This window comes from Nocardiopsis sp. CNS-639 (assembly GCF_000381685.1).
GTDB lineage: Bacteria > Actinomycetota > Actinomycetes > Streptosporangiales > Streptosporangiaceae > Nocardiopsis > Nocardiopsis dassonvillei.
Window position 1 is genome coordinate 61,175 of sequence record NZ_KB906857.1, and the last position, 16,077, is coordinate 77,251.

14 protein-coding genes are annotated in these 16,077 nt (G+C 73.0%); 8 read left to right on the plus strand and 6 right to left on the minus strand.

The window, feature by feature from the left end; all coding sequences use genetic code 11:
* Positions 1-11: 11 nt before the first annotated feature.
* Both nusA and rimP read right to left on the minus strand, forming a co-directional pair.
* Complete coding sequence (gene nusA, locus G011_RS0107765) at positions 12-1,025, minus strand: transcription termination factor NusA (RefSeq protein WP_013154601.1); 1,014 nt, start codon at positions 1,023-1,025, stop codon at positions 12-14.
* 24 nt (positions 1,026-1,049) lie between these two features.
* Positions 1,050-1,532 carry a ribosome maturation factor RimP gene (rimP, locus tag G011_RS0107770; RefSeq protein ID WP_017566203.1) on the minus strand — a complete coding sequence of 161 codons (483 nt, stop codon included), beginning with the start codon at positions 1,530-1,532 and terminating at the stop codon, positions 1,050-1,052.
* A gap of 333 nt (positions 1,533-1,865) precedes the next feature.
* Between rimP and G011_RS0107775 the strand changes: the two genes are divergently transcribed.
* Both G011_RS0107775 and G011_RS0107780 read left to right on the plus strand, forming a co-directional pair.
* Positions 1,866-2,366, plus strand: coding sequence for a hypothetical protein (locus G011_RS0107775; RefSeq protein ID WP_019607982.1), 501 nt, complete (start codon positions 1,866-1,868; stop codon positions 2,364-2,366).
* Between the two features lie 38 nt (positions 2,367-2,404).
* A complete protein-coding gene (locus G011_RS0107780; RefSeq protein ID WP_019607983.1) occupies positions 2,405-2,857 on the plus strand; it encodes a ferritin-like domain-containing protein in 453 nt (150 codons plus the stop codon).
* A 119-nt stretch (positions 2,858-2,976) separates the two neighbouring features.
* On the opposite strand, the gene G011_RS0107785 is transcribed toward G011_RS0107780, so the two are convergent.
* Positions 2,977-4,713: a proline--tRNA ligase gene (locus G011_RS0107785; RefSeq protein ID WP_019607984.1), complete on the minus strand. Its 1,737-nt coding sequence runs from the start codon at positions 4,711-4,713 to the stop codon at positions 2,977-2,979.
* A gap of 162 nt (positions 4,714-4,875) precedes the next feature.
* Between G011_RS0107785 and G011_RS0107790 the strand changes: the two genes are divergently transcribed.
* The 6 genes from G011_RS0107790 (at position 4,876) to G011_RS0107815 (ending at position 10,983) form a co-directional block, all read left to right on the plus strand.
* Positions 4,876-5,745: a fused MFS/spermidine synthase gene (locus G011_RS0107790; protein ID WP_019607985.1), complete on the plus strand. Its 870-nt coding sequence runs from the start codon at positions 4,876-4,878 to the stop codon at positions 5,743-5,745.
* A gap of 97 nt (positions 5,746-5,842) precedes the next feature.
* Positions 5,843-7,054, plus strand: a complete 1,212-nt coding sequence (locus G011_RS0107795) for a sensor histidine kinase (RefSeq protein ID WP_019607986.1) — start codon at positions 5,843-5,845, stop codon at positions 7,052-7,054.
* The gene (locus tag G011_RS0107800) at positions 7,051-7,719 is read left to right on the plus strand and encodes a response regulator transcription factor (RefSeq protein WP_013154608.1); all 669 of its coding nucleotides are present in this window, start codon (positions 7,051-7,053) and stop codon (positions 7,717-7,719) included. The genes G011_RS0107795 and G011_RS0107800 overlap by 4 nt, the downstream gene beginning before the upstream one ends.
* 202 nt (positions 7,720-7,921) lie before the next feature.
* Positions 7,922-9,190: a cytochrome ubiquinol oxidase subunit I gene (locus G011_RS0107805; RefSeq protein WP_019607987.1), complete on the plus strand. Its 1,269-nt coding sequence runs from the start codon at positions 7,922-7,924 to the stop codon at positions 9,188-9,190.
* 19 nt (positions 9,191-9,209) lie between these two features.
* Positions 9,210-10,133 carry a cytochrome d ubiquinol oxidase subunit II gene (locus G011_RS0107810; RefSeq protein WP_019607988.1) on the plus strand — a complete coding sequence of 308 codons (924 nt, stop codon included), beginning with the start codon at positions 9,210-9,212 and terminating at the stop codon, positions 10,131-10,133.
* Positions 10,134-10,635: 502 nt separating this feature from the next.
* Entirely contained in the window at positions 10,636-10,983 is a 348-nt protein-coding gene (locus tag G011_RS0107815) for a hypothetical protein (protein ID WP_026338116.1), read from the plus strand.
* Positions 10,984-11,826: 843 nt separating this feature from the next.
* On the opposite strand, the gene G011_RS0107820 is transcribed toward G011_RS0107815, so the two are convergent.
* The 3 genes from G011_RS0107820 to G011_RS0107830 all read right to left on the minus strand — a co-directional run bounded on the left by G011_RS0107820 (position 11,827) and on the right by G011_RS0107830 (position 15,413).
* Positions 11,827-12,096: a DUF6406 domain-containing protein gene (locus G011_RS0107820; protein WP_019607990.1), complete on the minus strand. Its 270-nt coding sequence runs from the start codon at positions 12,094-12,096 to the stop codon at positions 11,827-11,829.
* 178 nt (positions 12,097-12,274) lie between these two features.
* Entirely contained in the window at positions 12,275-14,677 is a 2,403-nt protein-coding gene (gene secA2 / locus G011_RS0107825; RefSeq protein WP_019607991.1) for an accessory Sec system translocase SecA2, read from the minus strand.
* A 121-nt stretch (positions 14,678-14,798) separates the two neighbouring features.
* On the minus strand, positions 14,799-15,413 hold the full coding sequence (locus G011_RS0107830; protein WP_019607992.1) for an ATP/GTP-binding protein: 615 nt from the start codon (positions 15,411-15,413) through the stop codon (positions 14,799-14,801).
* Positions 15,414-16,077 lie beyond the last annotated feature (664 nt).

Here is a 16,077-nt window from a genome sequence, read left to right on the forward strand (position 1 = left end):
GCGCGACCCGATCAGCCCGTCGCGGCGGTGTCGTCGCCCTCGGCGGCGCCCTCCCGTTCCGGCTCGCCGGCGGGCTCGGCGTCGGAGCGGATGTCGATGCGCCAGCCGGTCAGACGTGCGGCCAGACGGGCGTTCTGGCCCTCCTTGCCGATCGCGAGGGACTGCTGGTAGTCGGGCACGATCACGCGGGCGACGCGGGAGGCCATGTCGAGGATTTCCACGGAGTTGACCCGCGCCGGGGACAGGGCGTTGGCGACGAACACGGCCGGGTCCTCGGAGTAGTCGACGATGTCGATCTTCTCCCCGTGGAGTTCGGCCATGACGTTGCGGACGCGGCTGCCGAGCGGGCCGATGCAGGCGCCCTTGGCGTTGACCCCGCCGCGGTTGGAGTGGACGGCCATCTTGGTGCGGTGGCCCGCCTCCCGGGCGATCGCCGCGATCTCCACGGTGCCGTCGGCGATCTCGGGGACCTCCAGCTCGAAGAGCTTGCGCACCAGGTTGGGGTGCGTGCGCGAGAGGGTGACCGAGGGGCCGCGGTGGCCCTTGCGGACCTGCACGACGTAGGCGCGCAGGCGCTCGCCGTGGGTGTAGGTCTCGGTGGGCACCTGCTCCTGCGGGGGCAGGACCGCCTCGATCTTGCCGAGGTCCACCAGCACGTTGCGGGGGTCCTTGCCCTGCTGGATGATGCCGGAGACGATGTCGTGCTCGCGCCCGGCGAACTCGCCCAGGGTCAGCTCGTCCTCGGCGTCGCGCAGACGCTGGAGGATGACCTGCTTGGCGGTGGAGGTCGCGATGCGACCGAACCCGGTGGGGGTGCCGTCGAACTCGCCGACGGACTCGCCGTCCTCGTCGGTCTCGGCCACCCACACGGTCACGTGGCCGGTGGAGCGGTTGAGCTCGACGCGGGCCCGCTTCTCCGGGCCCTCCTCGCGGTGGTAGGCGATCAGAAGCGCGTCCTCGATGGCCTTGGCCACGAGTTCGACGGAGATGTCCTTCTCGCGTTCCAGGCTGCGCAGAACGCTCATGTCAATGTCCACGGGGCTCCCCCTCTAGTCCGCCGCGTCGGTGTCGGCATCGTGGCGGAATTCCACCTGGACCCTGCCCTTGCCGAGTTCGGCGTGGGTGAAGGTACGGGGCTGGCCCTCGACGTCCAGGGTGACCCCGTCGTCGTCGGCGCCGGTGACGCGCCCGGTGACCTTGCCGCCCTCGGTGAGGGAGGCGATCACCAGGCGGCCTCGGGAACGGCGCCAGTGCCTCGGCTGGGTCAGCGGGCGGTCCACCCCGGGCGAGGTGACCTCCAGCACGTAGGGCTGCGCGCCCATGACGTCGGAGGAGTCCAGCAGGGTGTTCACCTCCTGGCTGACCTCGCCGACCGTGTCCAGGTCGACCCCGTTGTCGGAGTCCACGACCACCCGCAGCACCCGTCGCTTTCCGGCCGGTGTGAGTTCGACGGCCTCCAGGTCCAGTCCGGCCTCGGCCAGTACCGGCTCCAGCAGCTCGGCGATGCGCTCCTCGCGCGCCTGCGCTCCCATGTGGTCCTGCTCCTCCAACGGCGAAGATCCCGCCCGCGCGGCCTTCGGGCCGGTGTACGGGGCGGTCCAGCTCTGTACGTAGTCTTCGACTTCAGCGACCCGCCCCCTGGTGCGGGGACGCGGGCCGACCGCGCGTCGCGTGCGACGGCGGTTGTGCTGCAAGGGTATCCACACCCGGAACCCCTCCAGGTCGCCGTCGGTGGCCGGGGCGCGTCGGCGCGTGGCCTCCGGGGCGCGGCCACGCGGCGGCGTCCCCCGCGCGGTACGGGACGTGGAAGGATGGGGGCCGGGGGGCCGCCGCGGGCGGTCCCCGCCGCACGGGAGGGAGAGCGCGTGGGGATCGGCTGTGTCAGCCGTCGCACGGTGCTGGGCGCGACGGCCGCTGTGGGCGCCGTGGGCCTGGCCGGGTGCGGCGGTACCGAGTGGTACCCCTCCGACGTGACCCCGGACGTGTACGTACTGCGCGCGGTGGTCCGGGAGAAGGAGCGGATGATCGCGCGCTACGAGGCCGCGGTCGCCGAGGGGACGGGGCCGGTCGAACTGCTGGAGCGGTTCCTGGAACACCACCTGTCCCACCTGGACGCGCTGCTGGAGTCCCTGCCCGAGGACGCCCCCTCCCCCTCCGCTGAGCCGTCCGGCGGCCCCTCCTCCCCCGAGGAGGCCCCCGTCGCGGAGGCGGCGCCGGGGACGGCGGCGCTGCACGTGCTGGAGGCCGCGGCGACCGGCGCCCGGCTGGACCAGGCGGGCGCCGTCACCGACTCCGCGCTGGCGCAGCTGATCAGCGCGATCGGCGCGTGCGAGGCGGGGCACGCCCACCTGCTGGCCCAGGAGTAGGGGCGGCGCACACCCCCAGACGGAAGGCAGGTAGCAAGGTGAGCGAGAGTCCCGCGTCCGCCGGCGAGGAGCCGGACGCCGGTCCCCAGGCGCTGGCAGAGGCGCTGCGCGCCGAACACGCGGCCGTGTACGGGTACGAGTTCATCGGCGGGGCCGCCGAGGACGAGGGCCGCCGCGACCGCGCGGGAAGCAGCGCCCACGAGCACAAGGCGCTGCGGGACGCGCTGCACGCGGCGGCGGTGGAGCGGGGCGTGGACCCGCCGCCCGCGCTGGCCTCCTACCCGGTCGCCGACGAGTACGGCGACGAGGCCGTCGACGCCTACGCCGCGGGGCTGGAGCAGGCTGCCGCGCGCGCCCACCTGTGGCTGACCGCCTCGCGGGACACCGACCTGCGGGTGACCGGCGCCCGGGCGCTGCAGGAGACGACCGTGCGCCTGCTGGAGTGGGGCGGGGCGCTGGACGCCCTGCCCGGTTTCGACGAGGCCGGTTAGCCCGGCGGCCGGGGCCGGTGGTGTCGGCGGGCGGCCCGGGGAGCGCCCGCGACAGGCCGCGGGCGGGAGGGGGTGGGGTCCGCGAGGAGATCGCGGACCCCACCCCCTCCCGTCACCCGCTACGCGCGGCAGGCGGCGACGGTGCGGTCCACGATCTCGGCCAGGGCGACCTCCTCGCGGTCGCCGGTGGCGCGGTCGCGCAGCTCCACCAGGCCGTCCTTGAGGCCGCGGCCGACGATGACGCCGGTGGGGATGCCCAGGAGTTCGGCGTCGGTGAACTTGACGCCGGGCGAGACGCCCTTGCGGTCGTCCACGAGGACGCGCAGGCCCCTGGCCTCCAGCTCCCGGGCGATCCGCAGCGCCTCCTCGATCTGCTCTCCCTTACCGGTGCCGACCACGTGCACGTCGGCGGGCGCCACCTCGCGCGGCCAGACGACGCCCTTGTCGTCGTGGGACTGCTCGACGACCGCGGCGACGGCGCGCGAGACGCCGATGCCGTAGGAGCCCATGGTGATCCGCCGGGGCTTGCCGTCGGGGCCCAGGGCGTCCACCTGGAAGGCGTCGGTGTACTTGCGGCCCAGCTGGAAGATGTGGCCGATCTCGATGCCGCGCGCGGTGTACAGGGTCCCCCTGCCGTCGGGCGAGGGGTCGCCGTCGCGCACCTCGGCGACGTCGATGGTGCCGTCGGGGACGAAGTCGCGGCCCGCGACCAGGCCGACGACGTGGTGGTCGGCCTCGTCAGCGCCGGTCACCCAGGAGGTGCCGGTGACCACCCGGGGGTCGACCAGGTAGCGGACCTTGTTGTCCAGCAGCGCGCGGGGGCCGATGTAGCCCTTGACCAGGAAGGGGTTGGCCGCGAAGTCGGCCTCCTCCAGCAGGGCGACCTCGGCGGGCTCCAGCGCCGCCTCCAGGCGCTTGAAGTCCACCTCGCGGTCGCCGGGCAGGCCGACGGCCAGCAGCTCCCACTCCTTCGCGCCGGGCGCGCGGGTCTTGACCAGGACGTTCTTGAGGGTGTCGGCCTCGCTGAAGTCGCGGCCCAGCCCGGCGCCGTTGAGGAAGTCCACCAGGGTCTGGATGGTGGCGGTGTCCGGGGTGTGGTGGACCGCGGCCTCGGGCAGCCCCTCGACCGGCAGCGCCTCGGGGGCCGGGACGGCCACGGCCTCGACGTTGGCGGCGTAGTCGGACTCCGTGCTGCGCACGAAGGTGTCCTCACCGGTCGGGGCGACGGCCAGGAACTCCTCCGAGGCCGATCCGCCCATGGCGCCCGACGTGGCCGACACGATCACGTACTCCAGGCCCAGCCGGTCGAAGACGCGGATGTAGGCGGCGCGGTGGTCGGCGTAGGACGCGCGCAGGCCCTCGTCGTCGATGTCGAAGGAGTAGGAGTCCTTCATGTGGAACTCGCGGCCGCGCAGCACGCCCGCGCGGGGACGCGCCTCGTCGCGGAACTTCTCCTGGATCTGGTACAGCGTGACCGGGAAGTCCTTGTAGGAGGAGTACTCCCCCTTGACCAGGAGTGTGAACAGCTCCTCGTGGGTGGGGCCGAGCAGGTAGTCGGCGCCCTTGCGGTCCTTGAGGCGGAACAGGGTGTCGCCGTACTCCTCCCAGCGCCCGGTGGCCTCGTAGTACTCGCGGGGCAGCAGCGCGGGCAGGAGCACCTCCTGGGCGCCGATGGCGTCCATCTCCTCGCGCACGATCCGGGCGACGTTCTCCAGGACGATCTTGCCCAGGGGCAGCCAGGTGTAGACGCCGGGTGCGGCCCGGCGCACGAACCCGCCGCGGACGAGCAGCTTGTGGCTCGGCACCTCGGCGTCCGCCGGGTCCTCACGCAGGGTGCGCAGGAACAGGGTCGACATCCGCAGTAGCACGGCCACTCCTCGTGGGATAAGCAAAGGAATCTGCAATGCCAAGAAAGACCTTGGCGGCTCAAAAAAACTTGGGTTCCCCAGGCTAGCGCGATCACGGACACGCTCGCTCGGGCCTGTGCGTAGTCTTGGGTCCGACGAACGGAGGCGGACGTGGGCAGACGCGGCGCGCGGAGGGAAGCGGCGCCCGGCGGGGACGGCGAGGACGCCGTGAACGACGGGAACCCGGGCACGGAGCTGCTCGCCGACGCCGACCGGCCCGACTCGTGGTTCCTGGTCGTGGACGGTACGCCCCAGTCCCACGTGGACCTGGCCGACCCCTCCTACCTGGACTTCTCCTACATGCGCCGCATCGCGCACGCGGCCGACCTCGTGGCGCCGCCGGAGGAGGCCGTGGACGCCCTGCACCTGGGCGCGGGCGCGCTGACGCTGGCCCGCTACGTGGCGCACACCCGCCCCGGCTCCCGGCAGCGCGCGGTGGACGTGGACGCGCCCCTGGTCGAGATGGTGCGCAGGCGGCTGCCCTGGGACCGCAGGGCGCAGCTGCGCGTGGGCGTCGGCGACGCCCGGGAGTGGATCGCCGCCCGGCACACCGACAGCGCGGACCTGGTGATCAGCGACGTGTTCTCGGGCGCGCGCACCCCGGCCCGGCTGACGTCGGCGGAGTTCTACGCCGAGCTGGCGCGCGTCCTGCGGCCGACCGGGATGCTGGTGGTCAACATCGGCGACGGCGGGGGCCTGGCCCACACCCGGGGCCAGGTGGCGACCGCGCGCACGGCGCTGCCGCACACCGCGCTGTCGGCCGAGCCTGGCGTGCTGCGCGGGCGGCGGTTCGGCAACCTGGTCCTGACGGCCTCGCACAGCCCGCTGCCCGTGGAGGAGCTGGGCCGCCGGGCGCACCGGGACCCGGAGATGGCCCGCCTTCTGGAGGGCGGGGAGCTGGACCGCTTCGTCTCGGGCCGGTCCCCCGTGCGCGACGCCGACGCCGTCGACTCCCCGGCTCCGCCGGACGGCGTCTTCTAGCCCGGCGGTGGTCTACTCCCCGGGGAGTAGACCACCGCCGGAAAACCCTCCCCCGGGGTGACGGCCTCCCCGGGGGATCCCCCGTACTGTCGGGGTTGTGGCAGCACTACTCCTCCGCCCCGCGCGCACCGACGTCTGGCTCGCGTTCGGCCTGCTCGCCGCCTCCATGGGCAGCACGGCGCTGGTCAGCGCGCTCCAGCGGGAGGCGGGGGCGGTCAACCCCTGGCCGTGGGGCCACGCGCTGATCCTGGTGGCCTGCCTGGCCGTCCTGTGGCGCACCGCCTACCCGTGCGTGGCCGGGCTGGTGTCGGTCGTCGCCTCCACCGTGTACTACCCCCTGGGCTTCCCCGACGGCATGGTCATGCTGTGCACCGCCGTCATGCTCTACACCCTGGTGCGCTGGGGGTACCGCGTGTTCGGCTGGACGCTGGGCGTGGGCCAGTTCGTGGCCGTCAACGGCTACGAGTTCCTCATGACGGGGACCTTCCGGCCCGAGGCGATCGGCATCGTCGGCTGGGTGCTCGTCCTGCTGTGCACGGGCGAGGTCGTGCGCTGGCGGCAGGAGTACCTGCGGGCCGACCACGAGCGCGAGGCCGAGTCCCTGCGCAGCCGGGAGGAGGAGCTGCTGCGCCGGGCCTCCGAGGAGCGCGTCCGGCTGGCCCGGGACGTGCACGACACGGTGGCGCACAACATCTCCCTCATCAACGTGCAGGCGGGCACCGCCCTGTACCTGATGGAGACCGAGCCGCAGCGGGCCGCGGAGGCGCTGGCCACCATCAAGCGGACCAGCAAGGACACCCTGGTCGAGCTGCGCGGCATGCTCGGCGTGCTGCGCGCCGTGGACGAGGCCGCGCCGAGGTCGCCGGTCCCCGGGCTGGACCGCCTGGAGGAGCTGGCCGAAGGCACCCGCCGAGCGGGGATCGACGTGGTCGTGGAGGTCAGCGGTGTGCCCGGGCACCTGCCCGTGAGCACCGAGTCGGCCGCCTACCGCACGGTCCAGGAGGCGCTGACGAACGTGGTCCGCCACTCCGGGGCCTCCTCGGCGCGGGTGGGCATCGAGCACCGCGCGTCCTCGCTGGTCGTGGAGGTCACCGACGACGGCGCCGGGACCGTCGGGCCGCCGGCGGCGGGCAACGGCATCACCGGGATGCGCGAACGCGCCGCCCTGGTGGGCGGCACGGTGGACGCGGGCCCCCTGCGGGAGGGAGGATTCCGGGTGCGCGCCCGGCTCCCGCTCGACGGCGCCGGACCGGACCGCGGGACACCGGCCGTCCCCTCCCCCGACACCGACGAAACGAGGCCCCGTTGATCCGGGTACTGCTCGCCGACGACCAGGCGCTGGTACGCGCGGGGTTCCGCGCCCTGCTGGACAGCGCCCCCGACATCGAGGTGGTCGCCGAGGCCGCCGACGGCGAGGCGGCCGTCCGGCTGGCCCGCGCCGAACGCCCGGACGTGGTCCTCATGGACATCCGCATGCCCGGTGTGGACGGCCTGGCCGCCGCCGGGCGCATCCTGGCCGATCCCGCCCTGGAGGCGACGCGGGTCGTCATCCTCACCACGTTCGACCTGGACGAGTACATCTTCGAGGCGCTGCGCGCGGGCGCCAGCGGGTTCCTGGTCAAGGACACCGAGCCCGGGGACCTGCTGCGGGCGGTGCGGGTGGTGCACGGCGGCGAGGCGCTGCTGTCGCCGGGCATCACCCGGCGGCTGATCGCCGACTACGCGCGCCGGCCGCCGAGCGCGCCCGACCCGTCGGTCCGGCTGAACGGGCTCACCGAGCGCGAACGCGAGGTGGTCGCCCTGGTCGGCGGCGGCCTGTCCAACGAGGAGATCGCCGCCCACCTCGTGCTCAGCCCGGCCACCGCCAAGACCCACGTGAGCCGGGCCATGGTCAAGCTGGGGGTGCGCGACCGCGCCCAGCTGGTCGTCATCGCCTACGAGACCGCCCTGGTCACCCCGAAGTGGAGCCGGTGAGGACGGACCGCGTGCGCCCGGGAGCGTTCCCGGGGCCGCCCCGGGGCCGCCTCGGGGTCGTCCCCTACGCCCGCGGGAGTACCTCCGCCGCCGCCCCTACCCTCGGAGGGGGCGGCGAGGAGCCCTCGCCGGGACGATGTGCCCGCCCTCGCCCCAGTCGGATGCTTGACCGCGTTCCCACCGCCGAACGCGAGGCCCGACGATGTTCGAAGACCCCCTCCTGCTGGCGCGGCTCCAGTTCGCGCTGACCGCCGCCACCCACTACATGTTCGTGGCCCTGACCCTCGGGCTGGCCCCCTACCTCCTCGCCACCCAGCTGGTCGCCACCCTGCGCGGCGATCGCTCCCGGATGACCGCCGTGCGGTTCTGGGGCGGCCTGTACCTGGTCAACTACGGGATGGGCGTCCTGTCCGGGCTGGTGATGGAACTCCAGCTCGCGCTGAACTGGAGCGGCCTGCACGGGATGTTCGGCTACACCTTCGCCGCTCCGCTGGCGCTGGAGACGATGACCGCGTTCTTCGTCGAGTCCACGTTCCTGGGTTTGTGGATCTTCGGGTGGGACCGCATGGGCCGGTGGGCTCACCTTGCCTGCTTCGCCGTGGTCACCGCGACGGCGTACGCATCGGCGTGGTGGGCGCTGGTCTCCAACGGCTTCCTGCGCAACCCCGTGGGCTTCGAGATGGTCGACGGGGTGGCGCACCTGACCGACCCCGTCGCGCTGATGACCAACCCGGCGGCCGTGCTGGCCTTCGGTCACATCGTCACCGGGTCCCTGCTGGTCGGCGCCCTGGTCATCGCCGCGACCAGCGCCTACCACCTCGTCCGTCGCGACGACGCGCACGGCGTCTTCCGGCGCGGTATCCGCCACGCGACGCTGGTCCTGTGCGTCGTGCCGGTACCCGTGGCGGCCTTCGGCGGGGTGCAGTTCGGGCTGTTCGGCCAGGACCCGCCCACAAGCGGGCTGACCTACACCGCCGAGGAGATCGCGGCGATCGAGGCGGCGCACCCGGGCGGTCCCCTCCTGGATGCGGCCAACACGACCGGCGACCTGGTGATGATGACGTCGTGGGCGCTGATGTTCCTCCTGGGCCCCCTCATGCTGCTGGCCTGGCCCCTCGGCGGTCTCGACCGCTGGAGGTGGTTCCTCGCCCCGCTGGTGGTGACGCCGTTCCTGCCCTACCTGGCCAGCGTCGGCGGCTGGGTGTTCCGGGAGACCAACCGCCAGCCGTGGACGGTCGTGCACCACCTGACCACGGCCGACGCGGTGACCCCCCTGTCCCCGGTCGCGGCCGCGGCCTCCTTCGGTTTCTTCACCGCCGCCTTCGCGGCCCTGGCCGCCGTCACCTACTGGCTCCTGGTGCGCTACGCGCGGCGCGGCCCCGAGGGCGGGCCGCTGGCGGAGCGGCGCACGCAGCCGCCCGAGGACCCCGCGGAGCCCGGTGGGTCCGCCGTCCCCGTCCACACGTACTGAGCCCGGAAGGCCGCAAGCCATGGACCTCCTCTCCTCCGCACTCCTCGCCCTGCTCGTCGTGGGCTACCTCGTCCTGGCCGGTGCCGACATCGGCCTGGGCATGCTGATGCCGCGCCTGGCGCGCGGTCCCGAGCAGCGCCGCCGCGTGGTCGCCGCGATCGCCCCCTACTTCCTGGCCTCGGAGGTGTGGCTGGTCGCCGCGGTCGGGGTCCTGGCGGGCCTGTTCCCCGCCCTGGAGCACCACGCGGTCGCCGAACTGTGGTCCGTGCTCGCCGTCCTGCTGGCCGGATGGCTGGTCCGCGACGCGGGGCTGTGGCTGCGCGCCCGCGTGGACGGCGACCGCTGGCGGCTGGTCTGCGACTGCGCGCTCGTCGGGGGCAGTTGGGCCCTGGCCGCCGCGTGGGGCCTGGTGGTGGCGGGTCTGCTCGCGGGCGGCCTCGCCGCGAGCGCGTTCACGCCGCTCTGCGCGGTCGCCGTCACGGCGCTGTTCGCGTTGCGCGGCGCGGCCTTCGGGGCCGAGCGGCTGGTCGGCCCCGCCGACTCCGAGAGCGCGGACGTGGCCGCCCGGGACACGCGCCCGCTCGCGCGTCTGGCCCTGGGGGCGGCGGCGCTGGCGACGGTGGCGGCCGTGCTGCCCGGCGGCCCGGACCTGTCCCCCGGGCCCGCCGCGGCGCTGACCGCGGTGCTGCTGGCGGCCCTGGTGGCGACGAGCGGCCTGGTGGGGCCGATGCTGTCGCGGCACACGTCGGCGGTGGCGATCGCCGTCCCCGGTCTGCTCCTGGCACTGGCGGCACCGGAGCTGCCCTCGGCGCCGATCCCCGCCACGACCGCGGTGTTCGTGTGGGCGACCCTCGTTCCCGTAATTCCGGTCATGTTCGTCGGCCAGGTTTGGCTCTACCGAATGACACGCCGTCCGGCGGTCGCACCGACCTTCTTCGCCTGATCCCGGTCGGCCCTCCGTACAGGTCAGTGCGCCCCGCAGGAGCCGCGGGGCGCGCCCGGGCCCGGCGGCGCCGGAACCCGCCCCGGTTGGCGGCGGCGGCGAACGGGCACGGTCTCCTGCGGGAAACGCGCCCGTGACGCCCCCTCCCACCGGGGAGGCTCCGGCGTGATCGCGCACGGGTGCTGTCGAGCCCCTTGGAGGGACTGTGACTCACCGGATGACCACGACCCCCGACCTGCGTGGGTGCAGCTGCGGTTCGGGCTGCGGCTGCGGCTGTCAGAGCGGCGGCTCCTGCAACTGCGGCGGAGGCTGCGGCTAGCGGGTCCCCGCGTCCACAAGGATCCGTCTCCCCTTCCGGCGGGCCGCCCCTCCCCCGGGCGGCCCGCCGCCCCTCCCCCCTCTTTTCCCGCCCCGCCTCCGCGTGTCGCGACAAGGGGCAATGCTGGGTATACGCTGTGTTACCACGTGAGCCCGCGTATCCACGTGGTGGGGGAGATCAGCGATGTCGCCGTTCACCAGACCAGCGTCGGGGAGGGGTCACCCCTCCGAGCACGCGAGAGTGCTCCAGTGCGTTCTGGGCATCCGGGAGCGCTCGGCGCGTGCGGTCCCCTGGGAGCCGGACACGGTCGGCATCCCGGCCTCGGGCCGCTCCAGCGCCCTGGCCCGGATCAACGACGTCGCCTTCTACGCGAACGCGCGCGAGGAGGTGTCCGCCCTGGCCGGGATCTGCGTGGACCTGCTGCACCTGCACGCCCCCGACGACGGGGACGGGGGCGGGGACCGCTGCCGGGGGTGCCGCCTGGCCTGGCCGTGCCCCACCTTCGCCGAACTCTGCCGCCTGCTCGCCTAGGGGCGGAGCGCGGGCGGCCGTCGGGAGAACGGACGCCGTCCGCCGGAGTCGGGGCGCGATCCGACTTCGACGGACGACCGTCCTCGCCCGCCGTCCGCTGACGCCCCGCGGTCGAGCCGCCGGGCGCCCTCACCGGGGCGGGCACCTCCAGAGACTAATACTGAAACGCGTTCTACCGCAAGACCCGGGTTCACGGATTCCACCGCGGGAACCGGGGCAGACAGGCCTCCATGCTCGGGAGGAACAGGATCTACTCGTCGCCGGACGGAGAGGCCGGGGAAGCGTCGGGACAGCACGCGGCGGACGTCCGGCGAAGGAGGCGCGGACGCACCGGAGCGGGGAAACCGGACCCCGCGCGCGACGCGGGGGACGGAGGAGACCGCCCCGCCTACGCGGGGCCGCCAGGCCCAGGGGCGGGGGACAGCCCCTGGGACCGGCCTTGGGGCGGCAGGGCGCAGCGGCCCGTGGACTCTTCGGGAGTGGGGGGAGCCTCCCTGCGGCCGCTGCCGGGGCGCGCCTTGCTCCACAGACGTTAACGAGGAACCGGTAACACGAACACCCTCCATCAGATAACCGGAACGTCTCGATTCGCACTGGTGGGCACGCCGCCCTCATCCGTGACCTGCGCCGATGCTCGTTCTTCACCGGCGCTTCACCTCTGGAGCCCCCGGGTCCCCACCGGTCACACAAGCAACAAAACCCTTGCCAGTCGACGCCCGAAAAGACGGCCGGTCACAAAACCGGGAGCCGGCAATCCCTCACCGGTAAAAGGTTGCACGGGGTTGCAGTCCCCCACCGGAACAAGGAAAACGAAGGCCCCGAGCGTTCGCCCGGGGCCCGGAGTCAACTTATTCGCGTGGCCAGCAGATATGCGGAGGGAGTATCCGCGTCGACAATGTCGGTCACCCTCCACGCCTGCCCGCCGACGCTGAACACGTCGCCCACCCGGACGTCGATCATGGGTGTGGGCCGCCACTCCTTCGGTCCGCCGATCTTGGCGACCGGGTGGCCGTCCTCATCCACCCAGAAACTGCCCCCGCCCACCGGACCGCCCGCGAATCGGTCGTTCCGTCCATAACTGATCTTCTCCTGCGCACCGACCTCGTGGACCACGGTGAATTTCGTCCCAACCGTCTCGGGTTCCGTTGAAAACGCAGCCATGTTAACCCGGACGGAGCAATTGGCGGTGCCGTTTTCGGGCTTGTGGGGCGTTTCGAGCAGAGTAGCTGACAAAAGTAATGCGCGGGCCGGGACTTTGGTCCCGACCCGCGCATCCGTCTGCGGGGAATGGTCAGCTCCCGCTGCCCCGGCCGCCCTTGAGCCTGCCCACCAGGGTCTCGAACGCGGAGCTGAACGGGTGGTCGTGCACCATGTACGTCCACGTCATCGACGGACGCTTGACGCCCACCGAGCTCACGTCCAGCTCGCCGTCCACGACCTCCAGCTCCTCGAAGCTCTCGGCCGCCCGGGCCCGCGCGTCGTCCAGGAAGCCCTTGAACACCGGCACGGCGTCGCGGTTGAACTCGTCCAGCGGGTCGCGACGGCCCAGGAAGCGCAGGTGGATGCCCTCCCGCAGCTCCGACAGGAAGGCGTTGTGGTCGGTCCAGCCCCGGTCCAGGTGGTAGAGGGTGATGAGGCGGGCCGCCCGGGCGACCTTCTCCTCGTTCGACTCCTCCGCCCCGGCGTCGGCGCCGTTCCCGGTGCCCTCGGCGTCCCCGGCGTTCTCCTCCGCCCCGGCGCCCTCCCCGGCCCCGGATCCCTTCCCGGCCAGCTCCTCCAGCAGCTCCTCGTGCCGCTTCTTGCGGTCCGCCCTGATCTGCCGGTCGCCCTGGTCCCCGGTCAGCACCATCTCCCGGTGCTCCAGGACCACGTCGCGCTGCACGTCGATCAGCTGGTTGTACCGCCAGGTGTTGCGGTGCACCTCCAGCAGCTGCCCCTCGGCCACGCGCTGCGCGTGGTCGATCATGGCCAGCCAGCCCTGGTCGGTGATCTCACCCTCGGAGGTGGTCTGGTAGCCCGTGGTCTCGGGGGCGTGGTTGACCACCAGGTCGTCGTCCATGCTGACGAAGAAGATGGAGTCGCCCGGGTCGCCCTGGCGCCCCGCGCGGCCGCGCAGCTGACCGTCCAGACGGCTGCTGGGGTAGCGGCCGAAGCCCATCACGTACAGGCCACCGGTCTCCACCACCCGCTCGCGGTCGGCCATGTCGCTGCCGCCCAGCCGGATGTCGGTGCCGCGCCCGGCCATCTGGGTGGAGACCGTGATGGCGCCGTGGGTGCCCGCCTCCGCGATGATGGCGGCCTCGTCGGCGTCGTTCTTGGCGTTGAGGACCACGCACTCCAGCCCGGCATCGCGCAGACGCCCGGCCAACAGCTCGGACTCGGCCACGTCCTGGGTGCCGATGAGGATCGGCCGCCCGGACTTGTGGACCTCCTCCACCTTGGCGATGAGGGCGTCCTCCTTCTCCTCGCGCGTGGCGTACAGGCGCGAGCCGTGGTCCTCGCGGACGTTGGGCTTGTTGGAGGGGATGACCGCGACCTCCAGCTCGTAGAACTCGCGGAGCTGTTCGGCGACGGCCATCGCGGTACCGGTCATACCGGCGCGCGTGGGGTAGCGCAGGACGAGCGACTGCACGGTGATGGAGTCCAGCACCTCGCCGGTCTCGCTGAGCGCCACCTTCTCCTTGGCCTCGACCGCGGCCTGGAGGCCGTCCGGCCAGCGCTGGAGCAGGGCGATGCGCCCGCGCGACTCGTTGATGAGGCGGACCTCGCCGTCGCGCACCACGTAGTGGACGTCGCGCTGGAGCAGCACGTGCGCGTGCAGGGCCAGGTTGACCTGCGGCAGGACGGAGGTGTCGTCCTCGGAGTACAGGTCGACCCCGTCCAGCGCCTTCTCCACCGCGTCGATCCCGGCGTCGGTGAGCTGGACGTTGCGCCCCTCGCCGTCGATCTCGTAGTGCAGGCGCGGCTTGAGCCCGCGCACGACGTCGGCCATCTCCACGTCGGCGTTCACGCTCTCCGCGGCCCCGGCCAGGACCAGCGGGACGCGGGCCTCGTCGACGAGCACCGAGTCGGCCTCGTCGATGATCGCCACGTGCGGCGGCGGCACGACCCGGTCGGCGATGTCGGTGACCATGCGGTCGCGCAGGACGTCGAAGCCCAGCTCGCTGACGGCCGCGTAGGTCACCTCGCAGGAGTAGGCGGCGCGCCGCTCCTGGGGGGTGGAGTCCTCGGTGATCCAGCCCACGGTGACGCCGAGCATGTCGTAGAGGGGGCGCATCCACTCGGCGTCGCGCCGGGCCAGGTAGTCGTTGACGCTGAGCAGGTGCACGCGCCGGCCGCGCAGGGCGAACCCCGCGGCGGCGAGGGCGCCCGCCAGCGTCTTGCCCTCGCCCGTGGCCATCTCGGCGACGTGGCCGTCGAGCAGGGCCATGACACCGAGGAGCTGCACGTCGAAGGGCCGCTCGTCGAGTGAGCGCCGGGCGGCCTCGCGGCCGACCGCGCACAGCGACACGAGGTCGTCGCGCTCGTAGGGGAGTTCGGCGTTGCCGAGTTCGATGGCCTTCTCCGTCAGCTCGGTGTCGCTGAGCTCACGCAGACCATCCTCCTCGGCCTCGATCGCCGACAGGAGCTTGGTATAGGGCCGCAGATCCACCGCACCGGGCTTGCCCAGGAAGCGGCGAACGCCTTCCGCCATTCGTCCGAACACCACCACAGGGTAACGCCGGACACAACCGTTGGAAGAACCCCGGGCGCCCACATGTGCGGACGGTTGCGTCGAAACCGCCCCTCCGGTCCGCCACGGGGCGCCCGACGGCTCAGGCGAACTGGCGCTGGTCGCGCTGGCGGGCCTCCACCGCCATGGCGTGCTTGACCAGGGTCACCAGGACCCGGACGACGGAGTTGCGGTCGCGGGCGTCGCAGTGCACGACGGGCACGTCCGGGGTCAGGTCCAGGGCGTCGCGCAGTTCGTCGGCGCTGTGGGGGTTCTCGGGGTCGAACTCGTTGACCGCGACGACGAAGGGCAGCCGGTACTGGCGCTCGAAGTAGTCCAGCGCCTGGAAGGTGTCCTCCAGGCGGCGGGTGTCGGCCAGGATCACGGCGCCCAGCGCGCCCCGGACCAGGTCGTCCCACATGAACCAGAAGCGCTGCTGGCCCGGGGTCCCGAACAGGAAGAGGGTCAGGTCGGTGTCCAGCGAGATGCGGCCGAAGTCCATCGCGACCGTGGTGCTCGTCTTGTCCGGGGTGTGGGAGAGGTCGTCCACGCCCGCGCTGGCGGCGGTGACCGCGGCCTCGGTGCGCACCGGCGGGATCTCCGAGACGGCACCGACGAACGTGGTCTTGCCGACCCCGAACCCCCCGGCGACGATGATCTTGGTGGACAACGCGGTGGAGGCGTGGACGTTGTTCGTGCTGTTGACTGGATCGATCACAGTTAGTCCTAGCGGGAGTGCCGGGCCAGCGGGGCGGACGGCGCGCACGGTCCGGTCCTCGGGGTACGCGACCCGCCGGGGTCGGTACCGACATGGGAGGCACCGTTCCTGGAACCTAACACCGGATGGTCGGTGGGGAAGGCGTTTTGGCTCAGTGGTGCGGCACGCCACACCGGTCGGCTCGTGGGGTCCGCGGCTCCCGGGCAGAGGAGGAGTCGCGGGAGTGGGGTGGCCGTCGCATGGCGGTGCGTCCTCCGCCCGAAACCGACCGTGAACAGGTAAGCACACACCTGTACCCCGGAAGGTCGACTTTACGACATTGTGAGCGGTCATTTTCGGCCGCTTTCGGCCGCGCCGATCCCTGTCCGGCGGCATCCGCGGAGTCTACGGTGGAGGCAGGGCCCCGCACCGGCAAGTGCGGTCGCGGAGAAGACTCCTGGCACGAGGACGCGACCATCCGCGGGAGCCCCGGCGGCGCCCCGGGCACAGGGCCACCCACCGACGTCTCGCTCTTCGACGTCGGTCCGGTCGACACTCCGGTCCGGCGCGTCAGCGCCCCACCGGCCCACAACCGTCCACGTGGGCCGGTGGTGGCCGGACCGCGGCCGGCGGTCCGTCCGTCCCGCCACCCTCCCGACCGGGTTCCCCGTAGACTGGGCCAGCC

Excerpts from the sequence above, each read along its gene's own strand:
- G011_RS0107810 (WP_019607988.1), top strand. The coding sequence starts at position 9,210 with ATGGACCTCCTCTCCTCCGCACTCCTCGCCCTGCTCGTCGTGGGCTAC.
- nusA (WP_013154601.1), bottom strand. The coding sequence starts at position 1,025 with ATGAGCGTTCTGCGCAGCCTGGAACGCGAGAAGGACATCTCCGTCGAA.
- G011_RS0107815 (WP_026338116.1), top strand. The coding sequence starts at position 10,636 with ATGTCGCCGTTCACCAGACCAGCGTCGGGGAGGGGTCACCCCTCCGAG.
- G011_RS0107805 (WP_019607987.1), top strand. The coding sequence starts at position 7,922 with ATGTTCGAAGACCCCCTCCTGCTGGCGCGGCTCCAGTTCGCGCTGACC.
- G011_RS0107785 (WP_019607984.1), bottom strand. The coding sequence starts at position 4,713 with ATGTCGACCCTGTTCCTGCGCACCCTGCGTGAGGACCCGGCGGACGCC.
- rimP (WP_017566203.1), bottom strand. The coding sequence starts at position 1,532 with ATGGGAGCGCAGGCGCGCGAGGAGCGCATCGCCGAGCTGCTGGAGCCG.
- secA2 (WP_019607991.1), bottom strand. The coding sequence starts at position 14,677 with ATGGCGGAAGGCGTTCGCCGCTTCCTGGGCAAGCCCGGTGCGGTGGAT.